Here is a 21,965-nt window from a genome sequence, read left to right on the forward strand (position 1 = left end):
AAAGCTTTACCGCCCCCCGCCCGCCCCGCCGCATGAGTTCCCAGACCGCCGCCACGTCCCCTGCCGCCACCGCGCCCTCGCACTGGCGCCGCGCCCTGCCGATGCTCGCCAGCCTGGCGATCCTGGCCCTGGCGCTGCATGCGCTGGCGGGGGAATTCAGCGGGCATGGGGTGCGGGCGATCAAGGACGCGTTCCGGCAGCTCGATGCTGTTCGTATCGCCTCGGCGTTTCTGCTCGGCCTCGCCAGCTACGCCTGCCTGGTGGGATTCGACGCCATCGGCCTGCGCCGCAACGCGGCCAAGGTGAAACCGGTGCGGCTGATCCTCACCGCGTTCCTCGCCAACGCGGTCGGCCACACCCTCGGCTTCGCCGCGCTGACCGGCGGCGCGGTGCGCCTGCGCGGTTACGGCGCGGCCGGCTTGTCGCTGGCCGACATCGGCCAGGTGGTGCTGATGAGCACGCTCGGCTTCGTGTTCGGTGCCTGGGTGCTGCTGGCCTGCGCGCTGATGCTCGAACCCGCGCCGGCGGCGCTGTTGCTGCCGCTGAGCGCGAACGCGATCCGCGTCGCCGGCGCCGCGATCGCGCTGGCCTTCCTCGGCCTGCTGCTCGCGGTCGGCCGCGACGGCCGCACCCTGCGTTTTCGCGAACACGCGCTGTGGCTGCCCGACCGCCGCACCGTGCTCAGCGTCACCGCGTTGAGCGTGGTCGAACTGGCCCTGGCCGGCGGCGCGCTGTACGTGCTGCTGGCGCCGTCGATCCCGCCCGAATCGGGCACCGGCTTCGTCGGTTTCGTCGGCCTGTATCTGGTGGCGGTGCTGGCCGGCTTGGTGTCGAGCGTGCCGGCCGGCATCGGCGTGTTCGAATGGAGCCTGCTCAAGCTGCTGCCGAGCGTGGCGCCGGCCAGCCTGCTGGCCGCGGCGCTGGCCTACCGCATCACCTACTACGCCGCGCCGCTGGTGCTGGCGACGATCCTCGGCCTGGTCGCCTCCGCGCGCGGGCCGGTCGCGCAGAGCGCCGGCGCGCTGCGCACCGCGTGGCTGGCGGTGCGGCCGTGGTTGCCGCACGTGATCGCGCTGGCCGCGTTCGTGCTCGGCGCCGCGCTGATCCTCGACGGCACCCTGCCCAAGCCGCAGCACCGCCTCGCCCATGCGCCGCTGCCGTTGATCGAGACCTCGCAACTGCTCGCCAGCCTCGGCGGCGTCGGCCTGCTGCTGATCGGCCAGGGCCTGCAGCGGCGCAGCCACGCGGCGTGGGCGCTGGCGCTGGGCGTGTGCATCCTGCTGCCGCTGCCGTCTTGGCTGCGCGGCGGCCACTGGCTGCTGGCGCTGGCGCCGCCGCTGGTGGCGCTGGCGCTGTGGGCGGCGCGGCGCGAGTTCTACCGCCAGGGCGCGCTGCTCGACGAGGCTTGGTCGTGGCGCTGGCTGCGCAACCTCGGGCTGGTGCTGGTCGCGGCGATCTGGCTGCTGTTCTTCGCCTACAGCCACGTCGAATACCGCAACGAGCTGTGGTGGGAATTCCTGGTCTCCGGCAACGCCCCGCGCGCGCTGCGGGCGATGCTGCTGGTCAGCGTGGCGGTGATCGCGTTCGGCCTGGCGCGCCTGCTGCACGCCGCGCGCACCGCGCTGCCGGCGGCCGACGAAGCCCAGCTCGCGCTGATCCGGCCGATCCTGGCCCAGGCCGAGGACAGCCAGGCGCATCTGGCGCTGACCGGCGACAAGGCGCTGCTGCTGGACCCGCAACAACGCGGGCTGGCGATGATGCAGCGCTACGGCGGTTCGCTGATCTCGATGGGCGACCCGGTCGGCCCGCCGGAAGTCGCGCGCGAACTCATCTGGCGCTTTCGCGAAGAGGCCGACCGGATGGGCGTGCGGCCGGTGTTCTACCAGGTCGGCGAACAGCACTGGCAAACCTATCTCGACCTCGGCCTGACCCTGGTCAAGCTCGGCGAGGAAGCGCTGGTGCCGCTGGCCGACTTCAGCCTGCAAGGCGCCAACCGCGCCGACCTGCGCCAGGCCTGGAACCGCGGCAAGCGCTCGGGCCTGAGCTTCCGCATCGTCCCGGCCGAGCAGGTGGCGCCGCTGCTGGCGACGCTGGAGGAGATCTCCGACGACTGGCTCGAGTTCAAGTCAGGCGAGGAAAAAGGCTTCTCGCTGGGCAGTTTCGACAACGCCTACCTGGAGCGCCTGCCGGTGGCGCTGGTCGAGCACGAGGGCCGCATCGTCGCTTTCGCCAACGTGTGGAACGCGACCAACGGCCGCGAGCTGTCGATCGACCTGATGCGGCACGCGGCCGACGCGCCCAAGGGCAGCATGGATTTCATGTTCGCCGAATTGCTGCTGTGGGGCCGCGAGCAAGGCTTCGAGCGTTTCTCGCTGGGCATGGCGCCGCTGTCGGGGCTGGCCCAGCATCGCCTGGCCGGACGCTGGAACCGCTTCGCCAACCTCATCGCGCGCCACGGCGAGCGCTTCTACGGCTTCGTCGGCCTGCGCCGGTTCAAGGCCAAGTTCGATCCGGTCTGGCGCACCCGCTACCTCGCCGCGCCCGGCGGCATGCACCTGCCGGCGGCGCTGCTCGACGTCACCCGGCTGATCTCGCTGGACCCGCGCCGCCACGACGAAGGCGAGCGCCACGTCGCGCGTTTTCCGCGCAGCGCGCCGCCGGCTCAGGGCGAGGCGGGCGCCGCGGCGATCCCGGCCGCGGACAGCGCCCGCGCGGCGACGCCGTCGTAATCGCCGTCGACGTGATGGTCGCCGCGCATCTTCTCGATCCGCGCGCCGCCCGCGGGCAGGCGCGGGCATAGCGCGTCGGCGTCTTCGCTGCCGTAGATGCACAACACCCGCGCGGCCGGCATCTTCGCCACCTGCGGCGCGATCGGCAGGCCCTTGCCGCTGCTGCCGATCCAGTTGCTGAGGTGGAATTCGTATTCGGCGTTCTGTCCGGGCGAGATCAGCGCGGTCAGCCGCACCGTCGCGCGGGTCGCCGCGGGCAGTCGGTTGTACGCGCCGGGCAGCACGTCGGCGCCCTGCGAGAACCCCACCAGCAGCACGTTGTCGCGTTTCCACTGCGCGCGGTAGTAGCGCACGATCCGGTCGAGGTCGGCGCCGAAGCTCTGCGGCGTGCGCGGCGTCCAGAAGTAGCGCAGCGAATCCACGCCCACCACCGGCACCCCGGCGCGGACCAGGCGCGCGCTGACGCTCTTGTCGAAGTCGGCCCAGCCGCCGTCGCCGGAGACGAAGATCGCGAAGGTGTCGGCGTTGCCGCCCGGCTGCGCCGGCATCTCGGTGACCGGCAGGCCGCTCAGATCGGCCGGCGGCGGCGGCAGGCGGGCGTGGCGCTGCGCGCCGAGCGAGACCAGCGCCGCGCGCAGGCCCGGCAGCGCGTCGCCGCGCGCGTCGCGCTGGAACGTGCGCGCCTGCGGCACGGCCTGGACGAAGCCGTCGATCTCGGCCTGCTGGCAGCGATGCGGGCCTGGCCCGCGCGCGGCCAGCAACCACGGCACCTTCAGCGGCTGCGGCAGCAGCAGCGCGCGGCCGTCCTCGACGTTGAGCTTGAGCGCGCCGCTGGAGCACAGCATCCGCGGCAGGCGCAACGTCGGGCAGAAGCCCTGCGAGACCGCGCCGGCGACCAGCCCGGCATCGCCCTGCGCGGCGATCGCATAGGCGAACGCGGCGCCTTCGCCGTCGCCGACCAACAGCGGCAGGTGATAGGTCGGCAGGCGGTAATAGGCCTGCACGTAGCGCGAGAAATTCTCGACGTCGCCGGAAGAGAAATTGCACGTGCCGCCGTCCTTGCGCAGCAGCGCTTCCAGCGCGGCCATGTCGACCGTGGCCACCATCGCCCCGTCCGCGACCAGCGCATCGACCCGCGCCTTGCGCGCGCCGGCATCGGCGCCGTCGGCGAACCACAGCACGAAACGCTCGACCTCGCCCTGCGGCAAACGCACCGGCGTGCGGACGAAACGCCCGTGGCTGATCTCGGCCGCGGCCGGCGTCGCGCTCGCCGCCGGCGCCGCGGGCGGTTTCGCAGCGGCGGACGCGGGCGCGGCGAGCGCGGCGGCGCTGAACGCCGTGCACAACGCCGCGACGAGAACGGTCGGACAACGGAACGGCGCGCGCATAGGGTTCTCCTGGGTGCGCCACCTTATACCGGCACCGGTGTCGAGAGAATGCGGCGGACGCGGCGGACCGCGACGGCCTATGATCGCCAGGCCGCACCGGCGCGCCGCGAGCCACGCGGCGCGATCCCACGTCCCTCCGAAGCGAACCCGTCCCCGCAAGGAATGCCGCAGATGCCACGCATGGCCGCCGTCACGTCCGCTGTCCTCATCGTCGCTTCCGCCGCCGCGCCGTTGCGCGCGCAGACCGTCGCCGCGCCGCCCGCCGGCGAAACCGCGTGCGCGTTCGGCGCCTTCGTCCGCGAGACCGATCCGGCCGGGCTCAACGTCCGCGCCGGCCCCGGCACCGAGCACAAGGTGCTGGGCACCTTGCCGCCGATGCGGCGCAGCAGCGAGATCGAATCGTTGCTGGTGCGGGTCGAAGTCGAGGTCGTCGCCGGCCGCGGCGGCTGGTTCAAGATCCGCGGCGCGCGCGACAACGACGCGCTGTTCGCAGGCCCGCAGCGGCCGATGTTCAAGGGCGAGGGCTGGGTCAGCGGACGCAAGCTCACGGTCAAGTCGCAGGCCGGCGTCGGCCGCGCGCAGCCGCAAGCGAACGCGCCGGCGGTGCTGGTCGGCCACGACGGCATCGCGTTCGACAGCGACGCCTTCGTCGCCTCGGGCCAGTTGGCGGGCTGCTCCGGGCGCTGGGCCCTGGTCGAATACGGCCCGCTCGATTTCGAGGGCGACACCGAGCTGGAGATCAAGCCCGCGGCCAAGGCCGGCCTCGCCGGCGGCCGCTTCCGCGCCTGGGTCGATCGCCTCTGCGCCTTGCAGGAAACCAGCTGCGACGGCGCCTGAGCGGCGCACGCGGCGGCCGGCCGCGACCTGCGCGGGTCGACCGCCGGCTGCAGCCGCCATCGCGGGGACGCCGCCCGCTTACACTGGGGCCATGCGCTCCGACACCCTGCCCCTGCTGGTGCTGACCACCTGCCCCGACCCGGCCAGCGCCGACGCCATCGCCCAGGCCCTGGTCGAGGAAGGCCTGGCCGCCTGCGTCACCCAGCTTCCCGGCGCGACCTCGGTGTACCGCTGGCAGGGCCGGATCGAGCGCGCCAGCGAGATTCAGCTGCTGATCAAGACCCGCGTCACGGTTTGCGCCGCGACCCTGCAACGATTGGCGCAACTGCATCCGTATGAACTGCCGGAGATGATCGTGGTCGAACCGCGCGACGTCTCCGAGCCGTACATGCGATGGGTAAACGAACAGACTCCCGACCGATGACCCTTCTTTCCGCTTTCCGCGGCCGGCGCCGGTTGCGCGCCGGCGCCGCCCTCGCCTTGGCCGTGCTCGGCCTGTCCCTGTCCGCGCCGGTCCTGGCGGTGGACGAGAAGGACCTGCTGCCGGTCGACGAGGCCTTCGCGCTGAGCGCGCGATCGGCGGCGCCGGACCGCATCTCGATCTCGTGGAAGGTGGCCAAGGGCTATTACCTCTATCGCCACCGCATCTCGGTCAAGAGCGATGCCGGCTTCGCCGCGCAGGCGCTGCAACTGCCCAAGGGCAAGGCCTACCGCGACCAGTTCTTCGGCGACGTGGAGACCTACCACCAGGACGTGGCCGCGACCCTGCCCGGCCAGGCCAAGGCCGCCACGGCCAAGCTGACGATCAAGTACCAGGGCTGCGCCGACGCCGGCGTGTGCTATCCGCCGCAGACCCGGACCGTCGAGGTCGCGCTGGCGGCGCCGCCCGCCGCCGCCGGCCTCGGCGCCGGCCTCGGCAACGGCGCCGCACCGGCGCAGGACCCGGCGCCCGCGGCCGCGCCGCTGGCGAACTTCGGCGCGCGCGGCGGCGCTTCCAATCCGCTGCTCGGCGGCGGCTCGCCGCTGAGCGCGCCGGCCGCCGGCGCCGGCGCGGGCACCGACGCGCTGCCGCTGCCGCCGGAGCGCGCGTTCGGCTTCGAGGCCATCGCCAAGAACGGCGACACCCTGCTGCTGCGCTTCACTCCGGCGCGCGGCTATTACCTGTACCGCGACAAGACGTCGCTGAAGACCGACCGCGCCGACATCGCCGCCGGCAAGCCGCAGTGGCCGCGCGGCACCGCGCACCGCGACGAGCATTTCGGCGACGTGACGGTGTTCTTCGACCAGATCGACGTGCCGCTGCCGCTACTGCGCAAGACCGCGGACGCCGGCAAGATCGTGCTGACCGCGGGCTTCCAGGGCTGCCAGACCGACGGCATCTGCTATCCGCCGATGACGCGCAAGATCGAGGTCGAGCTGCCGCGCGGGACCGTCTCCACGGCCACTGCCGCGACCGCCGCGATGCCCGCATCCGCGCCGCCCGCCGCGGCGAGCGCGACGACTGCCGCGGCTGCAGCGACCAGCGCGACGCCTGCGGATGCGCCGACGACCGCCGCCGCGAGCGCGCCGGTTACCGCAGATGCGGGCGCCGCTTCCGTCGCCGGCACCGATGCCGGCACGGCCACCGACACCAACGCCACCGGTGCGGCCGCCGCCGGTTCCGCCGAAGACGGCGCTGCCGGCGCGATCGCCGCCGGCGCAAACCCGGGCGCCGCAACCGCGCCGCAGGCCGCCCCCGCCCCCGCCGCCGCCCAGGCCGAAGACAGCCTGCTCGCCGCCTCGCTGGCCGGCCCCAACCGCTACTTCGCCCTGCTGACCTTCTTCGGCTTCGGCCTGCTGTTGGCGTTCACGCCGTGCGTGCTGCCGATGATCCCGATCCTGTCGGGCCTGATCGTCGGCCGCGGCCCGGGCCTCGGCGCGCGCCGAGCGTTCCTGCTGTCGCTGGTGTACGTGCTCGCCAGCGCGGTGGTGTTCACCATCGCCGGCGTCGTCGCCGGCCTGGTCGGCGCCAACCTGCAGATCGCGTTCCAGACACCGTGGGTGATCGTGCTGTTCGCGCTGCTGTTCGTGGCCCTGGCGCTGTCGAGCTTCGGCCTGTTCGAACTGCAGCTGCCGCACAAGCTGCGCAGCCTGGTCGGCGAAGTCAGCGACCGCCAGCGCAGCGGCTCGTGGACGGGCGTGGCGGTGATGGGCGCGCTGTCGGCGCTGATCGTCGGCCCGTGCGTGGCGCCGCCGCTGGCCGCGGCGGTGCTCTACATCGGCCAGACCCGCGACCCGCTGTTCGGCGGCGCGGCGCTGTTCGCGCTGGCGATGGGCATGGGCGCGCCGCTGCTGGCGTTCGGCGTCGCCGCCGGCAAGGGCCTGCCGACCAGCGGACCGTGGATGGTCGGGGTGCAGCGCGTGTTCGGCCTGGTGTTCCTGGGCATGGCGGTGTGGATGCTCTCGCGCATCCTGCCCGGCCCGGTGGCGTTGGCGCTGTACGCCGCGGTGCTGCTCGGCGCGGCGGTGCTGATCGCGCTCGGCGGCGGCGGCGCGGGCCGCGGCTTCGGCCTGCGCGCGCTGGCCTGGGTCGCGGCGCTGCTGCTCGGCGTGGCCGGCGCGGCGCAGTTGTTCGGCGCGCTCGCCGGCGGCCACGATCCGCTGCAGCCGCTGGCCGGCCTGCGCGGCGGCGCGGCGGCGCAAGCGGCCGAACTGCCGTTCCGCAAGATCAAGTCGAATGAAGACCTGGACCGCGAGATCGCCGCGGCCCAGGCCGCCGGCAAGCCGCTGATGCTCGACTTCTATGCCGACTGGTGCGTGGCCTGCAAGGAAATGGAGAAGTACACCTTCCCCGAACCGGCCGTGCACCGGGCGCTGGACGGCTTCGTCCTGCTCAAGGCCGACGTCACCGCCAACGACGAGGTCGATCAGGCGCTGATGAAGCGGCTCGGCGTGATCGGCCCGCCGATGACGATCTATTACGCCCATGGCGCCGAACGCCGCGAACTGCGCCTGGTCGGGTTCGAGAAGGCCGAGCCCTTCGCCCGCCGCGCCGAGCGCGCGCGCGCCGCGGTCGGGGAGCGCTGAGCCATGGCGATTCCCTCGGCGGTGAAGGTGATCGCGGTGGCGGTAGCCGCCGGCGCGCTCGGCCTGCTGGCCGGGCAGGTGGTCGGCGGCGGCGGCTGGTTCTCGCGCACCGAGCTGGGCCAGCGCATGCTCCAGGCCGAGATGAAGATGCAGGCGCCCAAGCCGCCGGCCGACCTGGCCGTGGCCGAGCGCGGCCAGCCGATCCCGCGCGTGCGCCTGCCGGACCTGCAGGGCCGGCCGGTCGAACTGCCGCAGGCCTATGCCGGCCGCCCCTTGCTGATCAACCTGTGGGCCAGCTGGTGCGGCCCGTGCATCAAGGAAATGCCGGAACTGGACCGCTACGCGCGCAGCCAGGGCGAGCAAGGCGTGCAGGTGATCGGCATCGCCCTGGACAACCGCGACGACGTCGCCGCCTTCCTCCAGCGCGTGCCGGTGCACTACCCGATCCTGCTCGACGCCGCCGGCCCGCGCGACGCCGGCGTCCAGCTCGGCAACCCCAAGGGCGTGCTGCCCTATAGCGTGCTGGTCGGCGCCGACGGGCGCCTGCTCAAACAGCGGATCGGCCCGTTCGAGGACGGCGAGATCGACGGCTGGGCCCAGTAGCGTGGGAGGGCCTTCAGGCCCGATGCTCTTGTGCCAGCTCGCAGCGACCCGACCGAAAAGCGTCGGGGCTGAAGCCCCTCCCACAAAAGCCGCAGCCCTTCCACACAGCCCGGGTTGTTGTGGGAGGGCCTTCAGGCCCGACGCTCTTGCGCCAGCTCGCCGCGATCCGACCGGAAAGCATCGGGGCTGAAGCCCTCCCACAAAAGCCGCATCCCTTCCGCAAAGCCCGGGTTGTTGTGGGAGGGCCTTCAGGCCCGACGCTCTTGCGCCAGCTTGCCGCGATCCGAGCGGAAAGCATCGGGGCTGAAGCCTCTCCCACAAAAGCCGCAGCCCTTCCGCAAAGCCCGGGTTGTTGTGGGAGGGCCTTCAGGCCCGATGCTCTTGTGCCAACTCGCCGCGACCCGACCGAAAAGCGTCGGGGCTGAAGCCCCTCCCACAAAAGCCGCGCGCTCTCCGCAAAGCCCGGGCTGTTGTGGGAGGGCCTTCAGGCCCGACGCTCTTGTTCCAGATCGCGGCGGTCTGAACGAAAGGCATCGGGGCTGAAGCCCCTCCCACGCGAACTGGCCTTGAGGACAGTTGCGGGAGCGCCTTTCAGGCCCGACCCTGTGGTTCCGGATCGTCGCAGACCGGAACTCAGCGGGCCGGCGCCGCCCCCGTCCGAATCGCCGGGCTGCGACGGCCAGCGCGCAATCCCCGTGCCCGACGCCCGCACCGTCCGGCGGGCGCTGTGCTCGAATGGGCGGCGTGCCTGCGCGAACCTTGCCGAGCCTGCGGCGCATGCCGCCAACGCCGCCGATCCGGCCGCGAACGCTCCACTTGCGCCGCGAACGTGCCGGCATTTAGAGCCGCCACTCAAACAACTGCTTAAAGCGCGATAACTTCGCCGATTTGGTGGGCAACTTCTGGACAACCCGCCGGCCTTCACGCAAACTGCCGCCCTTTGAAGGCAACCGTCCCGGTCCCCATGGCCAAGCTCCTGGTCCTGCACGGCCCCAACCTCAATCTGCTCGGCACGCGCGAGCCGGAGGTCTACGGCCGCACCACCCTGGCCGAGATCGACGCCGGCCTGGCTGCGGGCGCGGCGCAGGCCGGACACGCGCTGGAGAGCCTGCAGTCCAACGCCGAACACGTCCTGGTCGACCGCGTCCAGGCCGCGCGCGCGGACGGCACCGCCCTGATTCTGATCAACCCGGCGGCGTTCACCCACACCAGCGTGGCGATCCGCGACGCCCTGGCAGCGGTGGCGATCCCCTTCATCGAGATCCACCTGTCCAACCCACACACCCGCGAGCCGTTCCGCCGCCACAGCTACTTCAGCGACCTCGCCGTCGGCGTGGTCTGCGGCTTCGGCGCCGACAGCTACCGCTACGCGCTCGAAGCCGCAATCAAACGGCTGGCATCCTGAGCCCCCTTTCGCCCGGACCGCGCCCGCGCGGCCCGCACCCAAGATCCAAAACCCAGAGGCCCGCTTCATGGACCTGCGCAAAATCAAGAAACTGATCGACCTGCTCGAGGAATCCAACCTCGCCGAGATCGAGATCAAGGAAGGCGAAGAGTCGGTCCGCCTGGCCCGCGCGCCCAAGGGCAGCTACGCCGTCGCCGCGCCGATGGCGCCGGTCTACGCCGCACCGGAACCGCGCGCCGCGCAGCCGATGCCGATGCAGTCGCCGACCGAAGCGGCCACCGGCGGCAGCGCCAAGGCGCTCGGCAACGACCTGCCCGACGGCCACGTCGTGCGCGCGCCGATGGTCGGCACCTTCTACACCTCGCCGGCGCCGGACAAGCCGTCCTTCGTCAGCGTCGGCCAGACGGTCAAGGCCGGCGACACCCTGGCGATCATCGAAGCGATGAAGATGTTCAACCCGATCGAAGCCGACGTCTCCGGCACCGTGCTCAAGATCCTGGCCGAGAGCGGCCAGCCGATCGAGTTCGACCAGCCGCTGTTCGTCATCGGGTGACGCCGGGGCCCAGGGGAACACGCGACGCGGCGACGGCGAGTCCGTCGCCCCGCGCGTTCCCCCGGTTCCCTTCGTCGCCCACTCCCCGCTTCGTGTGAGAGCCCCAATGCTCGATAAAGTCGTCATCGCCAACCGCGGCGAAATCGCGCTGCGCATCCTGCGCGCGTGCCACGCCCTGGGCATCCGCACGGTCGCGGTGCACTCCACCGTCGACCGCAACCTCAAGCACGTCGCCATGGCCGACGAATCGGTCTGCATCGGCCCGGCGCCGTCGTCGGAGAGCTACCTCAACATGGCCTCGATCATCGCCGCGGCCGAGGTCACCGACGCCCAGGCGATCCATCCCGGCTACGGCTTCCTCAGCGAGAACGCCGACTTCGCCGAGCGCGTCGAGCAGTCCGGCTTCGTCTTCATCGGCCCGCGCGCCGAGACCATCCGCCTGATGGGCGACAAGGTCGAAGCGATCCGCGCGATGAAGGACGCCGGCGTGCCCTGCGTGCCCGGCAGCGGCGGCCCGCTCGGCGACGACAACGCCGCCAACATCAAGATCGCGCGCGAGATCGGCTACCCGATCATCGTCAAGGCCGCCGGCGGCGGCGGCGGCCGCGGCATGCGCGTGGTCCACACCGAAGCGCATCTCAACGCCGCGATCCAGACCACCAAGTCCGAAGCCAAGGCCGCGTTCGGCAACGACATGGTGTACATGGAGAAATTCCTGGAGAACCCGCGCCACGTGGAGATCCAGGTGCTCGCCGACGGCCAGGGCAACGCCATCCACCTCGGCGAGCGCGACTGTTCGATGCAGCGCCGCCACCAGAAGGTGGTCGAGGAAGCGCCGGCGCCGGGCATCACCCCCGAACAGCGCGCGGAGATCGGCAAGGTCTGCGTCGAAGCCTGTATCCGCATCGGCTACCGCGGCGCCGGCACCTTCGAGTTCCTGTACGAGAACGGCCGCTTCTACTTCATCGAAATGAACACCCGCATCCAGGTCGAGCACCCGGTGACCGAGCTGGTGACCGGCATCGACCTGGTGCGCGAGCAGCTGATGATCGCCGCCGGCCGCAAGCTCTCGATCAAGCAGGAGGACGTGGTGCTGGAAGGCCACGCGATCGAGTGCCGCATCAACGCCGAAGACCCGGAAACCTTCATGCCCTGCCCGGGCCCGATCAACCACTTCCACGCCCCGGGCGGTCCTGGCGTGCGCGTGGACAGCCACATCTACGAAGGCTACCGCGTACCGCCGAACTACGATTCGATGATCGGCAAGCTGATCGTGCACGGCCCCGACCGCGAGACCGCGATCGCGCGCATGCGCGTGGCGCTGAGCGAGATGGTGGTGGACGGGATCAAGACCAACATCCCGCTGCAGCAGCGCATCCTGTCCGATGCGGGCTTCCAGCAGGGCGGGATGAACATCCACTACCTCGAGAAGCGGCTCAAGGAGCAGAAGGAAAAGACGATCGCGATCGTCTGATCTCTCTCCGCCAGGTTCCTGCATCTTGAAAGACCCCTCCTTCGCCGGAGGGGTTTTTCGTTTGCGTGGGGCGATGGGCAAGCAGGCCTGCGATTGGGGACTGGATGCGGATCACGCGAAGATACGTCTGCGTCGCGCTTATCGACTGCGGCAACGTGCACACCGTCGCCGACACTGCCGCCACCACCGATTCTGTTCTTGCTATTGCTGTTGCGTGTGCTCGCCCCCGAGCACGATGCAGTCGTCTCGCAGCCCCGGAGGGCGTGCGCATGGATGCGCACGCGCGCCATGGGGCAGGATGCCCCTTATGGCGCGGCCCTGCGCCCCTTTGAGCCATAGTGGCTCTTGATCCGAAAAAACAAGGCCTTTTCTTTGGTTACTTTCTTTGTGGCTTAAGACAAAGAAAGTGACCCGGCCGCTTGCGGACGGAAGCTCTTGATGGTCGCTTGTCGTCACGCGTACAAACACGCAAACGCAGACCCCACCGCGGCACGCCCCCTGTAGGAGCGGCGCAAGCCGCGACCGCGCCATCGCGACGATTACGAACGTTTCGCCGTAGTTGCGTTGTCGCGGTCGCGGCTCGCGCCGCTCCTACAGTCGGGTACGCAACCCCGCCACTGTCATTCCGGCGAAAGCCGGAACCCATTTTGATTTTGCTGTTGCTTCCGCCGTTATCGATGCGTCGCGCGACGACAAGCCACCATCAAGAGCTTTCGTCCGCAAGCGGCCGAGCTACTTTCTTTTGTCAGCGCGACAAAAGAAAGTAGCCAAAGAAAAACGCTTGTTTAAGGTCACGAGCCACTAGGTCCAGCACCGGGCGCGGGGATGCGCCGTAAGGGGCATCCATGCCCCTACGGCGCACGCGCGCATCCATGCGCGCGCCCTCCGGGTCTGCGGAACAAGGGCCTCGCGCAAGGTAGCGACCAAGCAACAGCAACAGCAACAGCAGAAGTGGCAACGATGGCGATGCAAGGGCAGGCAAGGCAAGCGATGCAATCGCGCCAACCTCCCGCCATCCGCAACCTCACGACAACCGCGCCGCCAGCAAAAGCCGCACACGCCCCATCGGGCGAACCAAGCCGCCTAGCTGCAGGAAACATACGGATTCCCAACCGGCCGCGGGAACCCGCGACCCACGCCGGCGCGTCGCCGGCGGTCCATCCGCGCCGCTATGCCGGCAGCGCGCCCACCGTCCCGCCGCGCGCGCTTCGCGCGCACGCGCCGCATGCCTTGGCCGCCGCAGCGATCAACGCACCGCCGCGTCCATCCACGCGGCCATTTCCTTGACGTCGGTTTCGCTCAGCTCGGTCGCGCCGGGCACGTTGCGCGGCGGCGCGTCGTCGTCCTCGACCGGGCCGCGCTTCTTCTTGCCCTTCGCCGGCACCTGCGTGCCCGGGATCGGCTGCACGCCGCCCGTCGACGAAGGGCTGACCACCATGACGTACTCGCTGGAGCCGTCCGGCCAGACCACCTTGAAGGTGCTGCCCGGCGGCAAGGTCGAGAACGGCGCGCCGCTCTGGGCACGGTAGACCGCCGCGATCTGCGCCGCGCTCAGCGAGCGCCGCGTCGGCTTGGAGTCCACCGAGGTCACCGCGACCTGCCCCAGTTCGCGGTAGTCCGCGCCGAACACGTCGATCATCACGCCGGCGGCGCCGACCGAGTAGGCGCTCAACAGCAACGCCCAGAACCCGATCTTGGCCGTGCGCTTGAAGTGCTCGCGTTTCATTTCATCCTCTCTTCGCCAGTCAGCGAATGGACCATCTCTTGCACCACCTCCGCCCCTTGCCGCGGGATCGCGGCGTCGTAGACGAAGTCTGCGAAATCCTGCTGCGGGTCTTGCGAACAGATGCCGCCGTTGGCGCAGTAGCTCGTCATCAACGAGCCGCCCGCGCTGCAGTCCTGCCCGAGCCGACACGCCGCCAGCTGCCAGGCCAGTTCGGCGAACTGGGTCCCGGACACGCGCTGGTAGTCGAAACCGGCGCTGCGGCCGTTGGCGGCGATGCCCATGCCGGCGGCCAACGCCGAGAACGCTTCCGGGTCCTTGGAACGCACCACCCGGTCGATCAGGTTGAGGCGATAGTCCTCGGTCTTCTCCAACGGCTTGCCCGCGCTCATCAGCGAAGCCTCCGCCGCCAGGCTGCCGGCTTGCGCCGCCTCGATCCGCTTGACCAGGATCATCGGGTAGTCCAACCCGTCCTCCGGGGCGAAGCGCGCGCAGCGCTCGCTGACCCGGTTGCGCGCGCTCGCCATCGCCGCCGCTCCGCGCAGTTTCATCGCTTCCATCGCGCGGGTGTCGTTGCGGTAGTCGACCGGCGCGCTGGAATAGTTGGCGCAGTAGTCGTAGACCCGGGTCAGCAGCCAGATCGCCTCGGCCTCGCCGGACTCGGCGCGCAGGCGCAGCGATTGCGCGAACGAATACAGGTCCGGGGTCTGTTCGAACTGCTGGCGCAGCGCGGTGGGCGCGCGCAGCGGCGCGCGCGCGTTGCTGCGCGGCGCGGTGCGGATCGGCGGCTCGCGCGCCGGGTCGGCCTGCGGATTGCCGCGCGGCAGGTCGCCGGCCATCGGCGCGGCGACGATGTCGCTCAACCCGACCGGCGCCGATCCCGCCGCGCCGCGGTGGGCGTAGGCGTAGACCAGGGCGCCGCCGAGCAACGCCGCGGCCGCCGCCATCGCCAGCCCGCGCGCGCTCATGCGCGCACCCGCGCGCGAGGGCAGGCGCGGGTCTTGCGGGCAGGCGGAAGGGCAGGCATCGGACATCAAGGGGCGCGACTCGCGGCCGGGCAGCAGGCGGGACGGACAGGCGCGCCACCCCCGGCAGGGGCGGCGCTGCGAGACGCCGATGATATGTCAAGTGTCCGACGGATGCCTGCGCGATCCTTGAAAGTGCACAAATTCACACTTTTAAGGTGCCCACGACCCAGATCGGCGGCTTACCCGGCGTCCGCTCCGCGCGGCTCGCCCTCGCCGGCGCACTGCACCGCGGCATGCCGCGCGGTCGGCGTCTCGCCGGCGGTGACCAGGGTCAGGCGGTCGCCGGCCTCGTTGCGGTAGGCGAAGCTGCAAAAGCCTTGGCCGGTGCCCGAGCAGTCCTCGACCTCGGGATAACCGGCTTCGACCATGCCGCTGACGAAGCCGGGCTCTTCGCGCTCGGGCGGCGCCGCGCGCCAGCCGCGCGCGAGCAGGCGTTCGCGCGCCTGCTTCAACTCGACGCCCTCCACCCGCGGCACCGCGGCGCGGCCGCCGCAGTAGAGGTCGGCCTCCGGCAACGCGGCCAAGGCCAGGGCCCCGTTCTCGACCCGGACCCGCGCGCGCTGCACCGCCCAGTCGAACACGCCCAGGGCGGCGTCGCCGCGGCGGCGCGCGTCTTCGCCGTCGTCGAAACCCTGCACGCCGCTGTCGATCTGCGACGCGCCCGCGCCGGGTTCCAGCAATTGCGCCAGCGGCCGGCCGTCGCGGAAGAACAGCAGCCGCCCGCCGCCGGAAGTGCAGCCCATGCCGGCGGCCACGCCGGGCGCGACCGCCACGCCGACCACGCGATGGCCCTGCCATTCGCGCTGGGCGAACACCTTCCAGCCCTTGGCCTCGGCGGCGCGGGCCTCGGCGGACTCGGCGGCGACCGAGCAGTCGCCGCCGACGTCGGCCTCGCCCTCGGCCGGCGGCGCGGGCACTTCGCTCAACGCCTCCAGGCGCAGGCCGCCGATCTCGCCCAGGACTTGCGCGGACGCGGCCTCGGCGGTGGGCGTGGTAGCGGGTGGCGCGGTCGCAGGCGTCGCAGGCGCCGCCGCAGTCGGCGCGGCCGGCGTCGCCGCGGGCGCGGGTGCGGGCGCCGGATCGCGCGAGCAGGCCGCCGCCAGGCTCAGCGCGACGCCGAGCGCGAGCAAGCGCGCGGTAGGCAAGCCCGCCGGCGAGCGGCCGGCCGTGGCCGGGCCCACACTCGGAAGATCAGAAGCAAATCGGCGAACAATCGCATCCATCAGGCCGTCGCGGCTCCAGGTCCGTGGTTCCGGAATGGCCCGAACGCTATCTGATCGCGCCGAAACGGGTCAATAATGGCCGCCGTTTTCGCTTCCCCGCGCCCGCCCATGCCCTTCCTGGAACTGACCCTGCGCTGCAGCGAGGCCGAGCAACCGCGCTTCGAGGCCGCGCTGGACGACGTCGGCGCGCTCGCCGTGACCATGCTCGACGCCGATGCCGACAGCAGCAACGAGCGCGCGATCCTCGAACCCGGCGTCGGCGAGACCCCGCTGTGGCAGTCGATCGTGCTCAGCGCGCTGTTCCCGCACGACGCCGACGCGCTGGTGATCCTGGCCGCGCTGGAGTCGTTCGATCCGGAGCTGGACTGGAGCCGGGTCGGCTTCGCCAACGTCGAAGACCAGGACTGGGAACGCGCGTGGATGGACCAGTACGCGCCGCTGCAGTTCGGCCGCCGCACCTGGATCGTGCCGTGGAATCAGGAACTGCCAGACGGCGCCGACGTGGCCGATTCCGCGGTGGTGCGCCTGGACCCGGGCCTGGCGTTCGGCTCGGGCACCCATCCAACCACCGCGCTGTGCCTGGCATGGCTCGATACCCTCGCCGACGCGGGCGAACTCGCCGGCCGGCGCGTGCTCGATTTCGGCTGCGGCTCGGGCATCCTCGCCCTGGCCGCGCTCAAGCTCGGCGCCGCGCACGCGGTCGGCGTCGACAACGACCCGCAGGCGCTGATCGCCACCGCCGACAACGCCGAGCGCAACGGCGTCGCCGCGCAGTTGCAGGTGCACCTGCCGCCGGACGAGCCGGTCGAAGCGTATCCGGTGGTGGTCGCCAACATCCTCGCCTCGGCGCTGATCGCGCTGGCCGACACCCTGGCCGCGCGGGTCGCGCCGGGCGGGCGCATCGCCTTGTCCGGCATCCTCGCCGGGCAGGAAGACGAAGTGGTCGCGCGTTACGCCGAGGGCTTCGAGCAGTTGCAGGTCGAGCGGCTCGAAGACTGGATCCGGGTCACAGGCGTGCGTCGTCGCTGAGCGCGGCGGCATGGTTGAATAAGCGCCGATGTTCCTCGCCTGCCCCCATTGCGGATACCTGGTCGCGCTGATCGTCGCCAAGGACGGTCCGGCGCGCGCCTGCCCGCGTTGCGGCGGCTCGCTGCAGAGCGAAGCGCCGTCGGCGCAGGAGGCCGCATCGGCGGTCGTAGCCGTCGCGGCGCCGGTGCCGGATGCGTTGGTGCCTGACGCGTCGACGCCGGATGCGTCCATCGCGGAGCCGGCGCTGCACGACGCGGCGGACGCGGCGCCGGCCGCGCCGCAGCCTGCGGCCACGCCCGCGCCCGCGCCCGCGCCCGCGCCTGCGCCTGCGCCGGTGCGCGACGAGATCAGCCTGAGCCTGCGCCGCGCGCCCTCGGCCGCGCCGGTACGCAACGAAGCCGCGAACCCCGCGCAAACCGGATCGATCGCGCCCGCATCGGGCGAGGATCGCGACGATGCCGGCGCAGGCGACGACGCGTCCGATCCGACGCCGCCCGCCGCGCCGCCGCCGGCGGCGACGGACACGAGCGAGAACGACGCCGCCAACCCCACCGACGCGCCCGCCCGAGCGCTGCCGCCGCTGACGGCGACGCCCGTCGCCGCCGCGCCGGCGCGTTCGCGCCGCCAACACAAATCCGAAACCACGGTGACCTCGGCGCGGCGCGCGCCGAGCTTCGCCCGCCAGCAAGCGCGCGCGCAGGCGCCCAAGCCGCGCGCGCACTGGAGCGGCCCGGCCGCGATCGTCGCGCTGACGCTCGCGCTGGCCTTGCAGTTGCTGCTCGCGCAACGCGCCGAGCTGGCCGCCGATGCGCGCTGGCGCCCGCTGGTGAGCGGGCTGTGCGGCGCGCTGGGCTGCACGATTCCGCCGTGGCGCGAACCGTCCGCGCTGACCATGCTCAACCGCAACGTGCTGCCGGTGCCGGAACGCGCCGGCGCGCTGCGCGCCTCGGCCGGGTTCCGCAACGACGCGCGCTGGCCGCAGCCGTGGCCGACCCTGGTGCTGAGCCTGGAAGACGTCGATGGCCGCCGGGTCGGCCAGCGCGCGTTCGCTCCCGGGGAGTACCGCCGCGATCACCGCCCGGGCGAGCTGATCGCCCCGGGGCAGAGCGCGGCGGTCCAGTTCGAGGTGCTCGAACCGGCCCCGCGCGTGGTCGCGTTCACCTTCGACTTCCGTTGAAATTCGACCGAGTCGCGTTGTCTATAGCGACTCAGGCGCGCTAGACTCGCCCTCCCGTCGGTGCCACGCCCTGTGCGTCCCTGCACGTTCCGACGGACGAACGACTGCTACGGGGAAGCACTTGAACGCACTCAACGACCGCAACGATGGCGCACGCTCCGGACCCCGCGTCCCGCTGCGCGACCACGTCGCGACTTCGATCCGTCGTTACCTCGGCGACCTGAACGGCAGCGGCACCGAAAACCTCTACGAGATCGCCCTGCGCGAGCTCGAAATCCCGCTGTTCGCCGAAGTGCTGCAGCACTGCGACGGCAACCAGAGCCGCGCCGCGGCGATGCTGGGCATCCATCGCGCCACCCTGCGCAAGAAACTGCGCGAGTACGGGCTCGAGTAAGCCCGCGGCCGCGCGCGACGCGCGCCCTTACCTGGAATCCGCCGACATGGACGCCGAACGCGACCTCACCCAGGCCGGCGACTGGCTGCGCCCGTTCCCCGACGCCGCCGACGTCTTCGCCGCCGACCAGGGACACCTGGCCCGACACCTGCATCCGCTGTTCTCCATCGACCTGGCCGCCGTCGACCCGCAGTGGTCCGGCTGGCTGCACCTGCTGAGCCCGCTGGAACCCTGCGACGGCCTGGTCGGCCAGTACAGCCAGGTCGAGGACGGCGAACTGCTCAAGCCGAACTGGATCGGCTTCCAGGTCGAGGCCGACGGCCGCTATCGCCTGCTCGGCGACGCGCGCTACTTTCTGCTCGAATCCAGCGCGCAACAGACGCCCGCGGCGCTGGCGGTGTCGCGCCGCGAACTGGAAACGCACTACGCCGAACAAGAGGCCGCCTACGCCGCCTCGCGCGACTACTACCGCCGCCACGGCAAGCTGGTGCGCCTGGACCGCAAGGGCCGGCCCAGCTACGGCAGCGAAGATGCGGTCGAACTGGTCGAATCCGTCGGCGGCGAAGTCGAGGCCGGCGGCAACTGGGAAGAGACGGTCGAGTTCCCGCTGGAATACGGCCGCCCCGGCGGCGCGGACGCAGGCGACGCGGACGAGGTGGTGTGGCCGCTGAGCCCCGCCGGCCGCCGCTTCCGCCACGTCGCCTCGGTGCCGGGCTGGAACTACCGCACCAGCGGCGCCGATTCGATCCTGCTGTTCTACGAACCGGTCGAACGCTTGGCGTTGCTGAGTTTCGATTGGAGCTGAGAGCGGCGCGGCCGTCGCTGGCGGCAATGTCGCTGGCGGCAATCCTGGGCCCGAAGCCCGGAACCTAAACCCCGTAACCCAGACCCGTCATTCCGGCGAAAGCCCGAACCCATTTTGATTTTGCTTCGCAGCGCGAATGCGTTACAGCAAGAGCAAGATCAAAATGGGTTCCGGCTTTCGCCGGAATGACGGCTTTGGGGGCAGCGTCGACGCCGCCGCGGACTCAACCAACTTCAGCGCCTGGCTGCCCGCCCGCGCTCACACCCACCAATACCGGATCAGGTGGAAGAACACCGGCGCGGCGAAACACACCGAGTCCAGGCGGTCGAGCACGCCGCCGTGGCCCTCGATCATGTGTCCCCAGTCCTTGATCCCGCGGTCGCGCTTGATCGCCGACATCACCAGCCCGCCGTAGAACCCCATCAGGTTGATCACCAGCGCCAGCGCCGCGGCCTGCCACGGCGTGAACGGCGTGATCCACCACAGCGCCGCGCCGAGCGCGGTGGCCGAGGCCACGCCGCCGACGAAGCCCTCCACCGTCTTCGACGGCGACAGCCGCGGCGCGATCAGGCGCTTGCCGCACAGCTTGCCCCAGATGTACTGCAGCACGTCCGAGGACTGCACCACGATCACCAGGAACGCCACCAGCAACAGGTTGCGGCCTTCGTAGCCGGGAATCTTGAGGTTGATCAGCGCCGGCACGTGCGAGATGCAGAACACGCAGATCATCAGCCCCCACTGCACCTTGGCCGTGCGCTCCAGGTAGCGCGTGGTGTCTTCGCCGACGGTGGACAGGATCGGCAGCAGCAGGAAGGCGTAGACCGGGATCAGCAGGGTGTAGAGCCCGTACCAGTCGGTGTAGACCAGCCAGTACTGCAGCGGCAAGGCGACGTAGAACGCGGCCAGCAGCGCGTAATAGTCGCTGCGCCGGGTCGGGGTGAGGGTGATGAACTCGCGCAGCGCGAACAGCGAGACCAGCGCGAACAGCACGATCATGCCGACCCGGCCGATCGCGAACGCGGCGCCGACCACCAGCGCCATCACCCACCAGGCGCGGATGCGCGCGACCAGGTTGGCGATCACCGCGCTGGGCTTGTCGCGGGTCTTCCAGCGCAGCCATTCGGACACCAGCGTCGCCAGCAGCAGCACCGCGGCCACGCCGCTGAACAACAACACCGGATGCGACTGCGCGCGCACGAACTCCACGACCTGATCCAAACCTGCCCGCTCCATCAATCCCGGCCTCCGTTGCCTTGCTCCGACAGCGCCAGCAGCGCGTCGCGCGCGCGTTGCAGGAACGCGTCCTTGTCCTCGTCCGCGCCCAGGCGCAGGGTGTCGCCGAAGGTCGCCGTGCACAGCAGCGGCAACGGCAGGATCTTGCCCTTGGGCATGACCCGGGCGAGGTTGTCGATCCACACCGGCACGAACTCCAGTTCCGGCCGGCGCCGCGCCAGGTGGTACAGGCCGCTCTTGAACGGCAGCAGCGGTTCGTCGCTCTGATTGCGGGTGCCCTCGGGGAACAGGATCAGCGACTGGCCGCCGTCCACCGCCTCGCACAGCACATCGATCGGATCGTACTTGCGCGCGGCCGCGTCGCGCTCGATCAGCACGCCGTTGAACACTTCGCGGATCAGGTAGCGGCGCAGCGCGTCGCGCTGCCAGTAATCGGCCCCGGCCACCGGCCGCACCTCGCGCCGCAGTGCCGGCGGCAGCGCCGACCAGATCATGACGAAGTCGCCGTGGCTGACGTGGTTGCCGTAGTAGACCCGGTGGTCGGCCGACGGCGAGCAGCGCCACAGCGCGCGCGCGCCGGTCAGCAGGCGGATCGCCGAGCTGAAGCCGGCCGCGAGCAGGTGGGAAATCATCGCGACTCCAGTTCGCGCACGATCGCGCGCAGACGCAGGGCGATGGTCAGCGCCGCGCCGAGCGCGACCACCGCCAGCGCCGCCAGCAACAGCCAGGCCACCGCGGCCGGTTGGCCCAGCGCCAATCCCGCCGCCGCCAGCAGCGCCGCCACGGCCATCGCGATCATGCGCGTGCGCCGCGGCATCGGCCCCTCGCCGTGTTCGCGCAGGCCGCAGGCCAGGCCGAGCACGCGCACATAGGCCGTGCCCACCGCCAGCAGCGACACCGCCCAACCCAGGTCGCTGGCCCACGGCAGCCACGGGGTCAGGCCGTAGCCGGCGCCGAGGAACACCAGCGCATCGGCGAGCCGGTCGGGCGCGTCGCTGTAGACCTCGCCGGCCTTGCCGACCATGCCGCCGCGGCGCGCCAGCACGCCGTCCAGGCGGTTGCAGGCGATGCGTCCGCCCAGGCACAGCGCCGCGAACAGCAACAGCGCCGCGCCGTAGTGCGGCGGATCGCGCAAGGCGAAGAAGAACGCCGCGCCGGCCAGCGCCGACAGGCCGACCGCGAACAGCGACAGACCGTTGGGAGTCGCGCCGCGCGCGCGCAGCCACGCCGCCAGCGCGAGCCGTCGCTCGTAGCGCGCCGCGCGGCGGGAAGAAGCTTGGGGATCGCTCATCGTGGCA

At 71.4% G+C, this 21,965-nt stretch carries 21 protein-coding genes and 2 pseudogenes; 14 read left to right on the plus strand and 9 right to left on the minus strand.

Going from position 1 to position 21,965, the window contains the following annotated elements; genetic code table 11:
- Positions 1-32 precede the first annotated feature (32 nt).
- Positions 33-2,612: pseudogene (mprF, locus tag RDV84_RS02640) on the plus strand (bifunctional lysylphosphatidylglycerol flippase/synthetase MprF); the annotation flags it as partial.
- 50 nt (positions 2,613-2,662) lie between these two features.
- Here the strand turns inward: mprF and RDV84_RS02645 are convergent.
- Positions 2,663-4,117, minus strand: a complete 1,455-nt coding sequence (locus tag RDV84_RS02645) for a virulence factor family protein (protein WP_057946290.1) — start codon at positions 4,115-4,117, stop codon at positions 2,663-2,665.
- 180 nt (positions 4,118-4,297) lie between these two features.
- On the opposite strand from RDV84_RS02645, the gene RDV84_RS02650 reads away from it, so the two are divergent.
- The 6 genes and pseudogenes from RDV84_RS02650 to RDV84_RS25805 form a co-directional block, all read left to right on the plus strand.
- The gene (locus RDV84_RS02650; protein WP_309152360.1) at positions 4,298-4,954 is read left to right on the plus strand and encodes an SH3 domain-containing protein; all 657 of its coding nucleotides are present in this window, start codon (positions 4,298-4,300) and stop codon (positions 4,952-4,954) included.
- A gap of 91 nt (positions 4,955-5,045) precedes the next feature.
- Positions 5,046-5,378 (plus strand): divalent-cation tolerance protein CutA, encoded by a 333-nt coding sequence (gene cutA / locus RDV84_RS02655; protein ID WP_057946288.1) that lies wholly within the window; start codon positions 5,046-5,048, stop codon positions 5,376-5,378.
- Positions 5,375-8,020, plus strand: coding sequence for a protein-disulfide reductase DsbD (locus RDV84_RS02660; RefSeq protein ID WP_309152361.1), 2,646 nt, complete (start codon positions 5,375-5,377; stop codon positions 8,018-8,020). The genes cutA and RDV84_RS02660 overlap by 4 nt, the downstream gene beginning before the upstream one ends.
- 3 nt (positions 8,021-8,023) lie before the next feature.
- Positions 8,024-8,623, plus strand: coding sequence for a TlpA disulfide reductase family protein (locus RDV84_RS02665; protein WP_082644297.1), 600 nt, complete (start codon positions 8,024-8,026; stop codon positions 8,621-8,623).
- A 1-nt stretch (position 8,624) separates the two neighbouring features.
- Positions 8,625-8,813, plus strand: a complete 189-nt coding sequence (locus RDV84_RS25800; protein WP_425606317.1) for a DUF6053 domain-containing protein — start codon at positions 8,625-8,627, stop codon at positions 8,811-8,813.
- Positions 8,743-8,943: pseudogene (locus RDV84_RS25805) on the plus strand (DUF6053 domain-containing protein); the annotation flags it as partial. The gene RDV84_RS25800 and the pseudogene RDV84_RS25805, both read left to right, overlap by 71 nt.
- Here RDV84_RS25805 and RDV84_RS25810 read toward each other — a convergent pair.
- On the minus strand, positions 8,872-9,060 hold the full coding sequence (locus tag RDV84_RS25810) for a DUF6053 domain-containing protein (RefSeq protein ID WP_425608204.1): 189 nt from the start codon (positions 9,058-9,060) through the stop codon (positions 8,872-8,874). The pseudogene RDV84_RS25805 and the gene RDV84_RS25810 sit on opposite strands and share 72 nt — an antisense overlap.
- The gene (locus tag RDV84_RS25815; protein ID WP_425608193.1) at positions 8,990-9,178 is read right to left on the minus strand and encodes a DUF6053 domain-containing protein; all 189 of its coding nucleotides are present in this window, start codon (positions 9,176-9,178) and stop codon (positions 8,990-8,992) included. The genes RDV84_RS25810 and RDV84_RS25815 overlap by 71 nt, the downstream gene beginning before the upstream one ends.
- 409 nt (positions 9,179-9,587) lie before the next feature.
- Here RDV84_RS25815 and aroQ point away from each other — a divergent pair, with 409 nt between their 5' ends.
- The 3 genes from aroQ to accC all read left to right on the plus strand — a co-directional run bounded on the left by aroQ (position 9,588) and on the right by accC (position 12,055).
- Entirely contained in the window at positions 9,588-10,028 is a 441-nt protein-coding gene (gene aroQ, locus RDV84_RS02670) for a type II 3-dehydroquinate dehydratase (protein ID WP_057946286.1), read from the plus strand.
- Positions 10,029-10,095: 67 nt separating this feature from the next.
- Complete coding sequence (accB, locus tag RDV84_RS02675; RefSeq protein ID WP_057946285.1) at positions 10,096-10,581, plus strand: acetyl-CoA carboxylase biotin carboxyl carrier protein; 486 nt, start codon at positions 10,096-10,098, stop codon at positions 10,579-10,581.
- Positions 10,582-10,687: 106 nt separating this feature from the next.
- Entirely contained in the window at positions 10,688-12,055 is a 1,368-nt protein-coding gene (gene accC, locus RDV84_RS02680) for an acetyl-CoA carboxylase biotin carboxylase subunit (RefSeq protein WP_057946284.1), read from the plus strand.
- Positions 12,056-13,301: 1,246 nt separating this feature from the next.
- Here the strand turns inward: accC and RDV84_RS02685 are convergent.
- The 3 genes from RDV84_RS02685 to RDV84_RS02695 form a co-directional block, all read right to left on the minus strand.
- The gene (locus RDV84_RS02685; protein ID WP_425606315.1) at positions 13,302-13,781 is read right to left on the minus strand and encodes a hypothetical protein; all 480 of its coding nucleotides are present in this window, start codon (positions 13,779-13,781) and stop codon (positions 13,302-13,304) included.
- Positions 13,778-14,746 (minus strand): hypothetical protein, encoded by a 969-nt coding sequence (locus RDV84_RS02690; RefSeq protein WP_309152362.1) that lies wholly within the window; start codon positions 14,744-14,746, stop codon positions 13,778-13,780. The genes RDV84_RS02685 and RDV84_RS02690 overlap by 4 nt, the downstream gene beginning before the upstream one ends.
- Before the next feature lie 239 nt (positions 14,747-14,985).
- Positions 14,986-15,951 carry a hypothetical protein gene (locus RDV84_RS02695; RefSeq protein WP_309152363.1) on the minus strand — a complete coding sequence of 322 codons (966 nt, stop codon included), beginning with the start codon at positions 15,949-15,951 and terminating at the stop codon, positions 14,986-14,988.
- Between the two features lie 186 nt (positions 15,952-16,137).
- Between RDV84_RS02695 and prmA the strand changes: the two genes are divergently transcribed.
- The 4 genes from prmA to RDV84_RS02715 all read left to right on the plus strand — a co-directional run bounded on the left by prmA (position 16,138) and on the right by RDV84_RS02715 (position 19,434).
- Positions 16,138-17,058 (plus strand): 50S ribosomal protein L11 methyltransferase, encoded by a 921-nt coding sequence (gene prmA, locus RDV84_RS02700; RefSeq protein WP_309152364.1) that lies wholly within the window; start codon positions 16,138-16,140, stop codon positions 17,056-17,058.
- 28 nt (positions 17,059-17,086) lie between these two features.
- Positions 17,087-18,235 carry a DUF3426 domain-containing protein gene (locus RDV84_RS02705; RefSeq protein WP_309152365.1) on the plus strand — a complete coding sequence of 383 codons (1,149 nt, stop codon included), beginning with the start codon at positions 17,087-17,089 and terminating at the stop codon, positions 18,233-18,235.
- 121 nt (positions 18,236-18,356) lie between these two features.
- Entirely contained in the window at positions 18,357-18,629 is a 273-nt protein-coding gene (gene fis, locus RDV84_RS02710) for a DNA-binding transcriptional regulator Fis (RefSeq protein WP_057946280.1), read from the plus strand.
- A 46-nt stretch (positions 18,630-18,675) separates the two neighbouring features.
- Positions 18,676-19,434 carry a hypothetical protein gene (locus tag RDV84_RS02715; RefSeq protein WP_057946279.1) on the plus strand — a complete coding sequence of 253 codons (759 nt, stop codon included), beginning with the start codon at positions 18,676-18,678 and terminating at the stop codon, positions 19,432-19,434.
- 258 nt (positions 19,435-19,692) lie between these two features.
- Here RDV84_RS02715 and RDV84_RS02720 read toward each other — a convergent pair whose 3' ends face one another.
- From RDV84_RS02720 to RDV84_RS02730, 3 genes are read right to left on the minus strand one after another with little or no spacing between them, the layout of a single operon-like run.
- Positions 19,693-20,652, minus strand: coding sequence for a phosphatidate cytidylyltransferase (locus RDV84_RS02720; protein WP_231783946.1), 960 nt, complete (start codon positions 20,650-20,652; stop codon positions 19,693-19,695).
- 14 nt (positions 20,653-20,666) lie between these two features.
- The gene (locus RDV84_RS02725) at positions 20,667-21,299 is read right to left on the minus strand and encodes a lysophospholipid acyltransferase family protein (protein WP_078999782.1); all 633 of its coding nucleotides are present in this window, start codon (positions 21,297-21,299) and stop codon (positions 20,667-20,669) included.
- Positions 21,296-21,958, minus strand: a complete 663-nt coding sequence (locus RDV84_RS02730) for a CDP-alcohol phosphatidyltransferase family protein (RefSeq protein ID WP_057946276.1) — start codon at positions 21,956-21,958, stop codon at positions 21,296-21,298. Before RDV84_RS02730 ends, RDV84_RS02725 begins: the two co-directional genes overlap by 4 nt.
- Between the last annotated feature and the right edge of the window lie 7 nt (positions 21,959-21,965).

This window comes from Lysobacter yananisis, assembly GCF_031199375.1.
Taxonomy (GTDB): domain Bacteria; phylum Pseudomonadota; class Gammaproteobacteria; order Xanthomonadales; family Xanthomonadaceae; genus Lysobacter; species Lysobacter yananisis.

Excerpts from the sequence above, each read along its gene's own strand:
- RDV84_RS02645 (WP_057946290.1), bottom strand. The coding sequence starts at position 4,117 with ATGCGCGCGCCGTTCCGTTGTCCGACCGTTCTCGTCGCGGCGTTGTGC.
- RDV84_RS02650 (WP_309152360.1), top strand. The coding sequence starts at position 4,298 with ATGGCCGCCGTCACGTCCGCTGTCCTCATCGTCGCTTCCGCCGCCGCG.
- cutA (WP_057946288.1), top strand. The coding sequence starts at position 5,046 with ATGCGCTCCGACACCCTGCCCCTGCTGGTGCTGACCACCTGCCCCGAC.
- RDV84_RS02660 (WP_309152361.1), top strand. The coding sequence starts at position 5,375 with ATGACCCTTCTTTCCGCTTTCCGCGGCCGGCGCCGGTTGCGCGCCGGC.
- RDV84_RS02665 (WP_082644297.1), top strand. The coding sequence starts at position 8,024 with ATGGCGATTCCCTCGGCGGTGAAGGTGATCGCGGTGGCGGTAGCCGCC.
- aroQ (WP_057946286.1), top strand. The coding sequence starts at position 9,588 with ATGGCCAAGCTCCTGGTCCTGCACGGCCCCAACCTCAATCTGCTCGGC.
- accB (WP_057946285.1), top strand. The coding sequence starts at position 10,096 with ATGGACCTGCGCAAAATCAAGAAACTGATCGACCTGCTCGAGGAATCC.
- accC (WP_057946284.1), top strand. The coding sequence starts at position 10,688 with ATGCTCGATAAAGTCGTCATCGCCAACCGCGGCGAAATCGCGCTGCGC.
- RDV84_RS02685 (WP_425606315.1), bottom strand. The coding sequence starts at position 13,781 with ATGAAACGCGAGCACTTCAAGCGCACGGCCAAGATCGGGTTCTGGGCG.
- RDV84_RS02690 (WP_309152362.1), bottom strand. The coding sequence starts at position 14,746 with ATGAGCGCGCGCGGGCTGGCGATGGCGGCGGCCGCGGCGTTGCTCGGC.
- prmA (WP_309152364.1), top strand. The coding sequence starts at position 16,138 with ATGCCCTTCCTGGAACTGACCCTGCGCTGCAGCGAGGCCGAGCAACCG.
- RDV84_RS02705 (WP_309152365.1), top strand. The coding sequence starts at position 17,087 with ATGTTCCTCGCCTGCCCCCATTGCGGATACCTGGTCGCGCTGATCGTC.
- RDV84_RS02715 (WP_057946279.1), top strand. The coding sequence starts at position 18,676 with ATGGACGCCGAACGCGACCTCACCCAGGCCGGCGACTGGCTGCGCCCG.
- RDV84_RS02725 (WP_078999782.1), bottom strand. The coding sequence starts at position 21,299 with ATGATTTCCCACCTGCTCGCGGCCGGCTTCAGCTCGGCGATCCGCCTG.
- RDV84_RS02730 (WP_057946276.1), bottom strand. The coding sequence starts at position 21,958 with ATGAGCGATCCCCAAGCTTCTTCCCGCCGCGCGGCGCGCTACGAGCGA.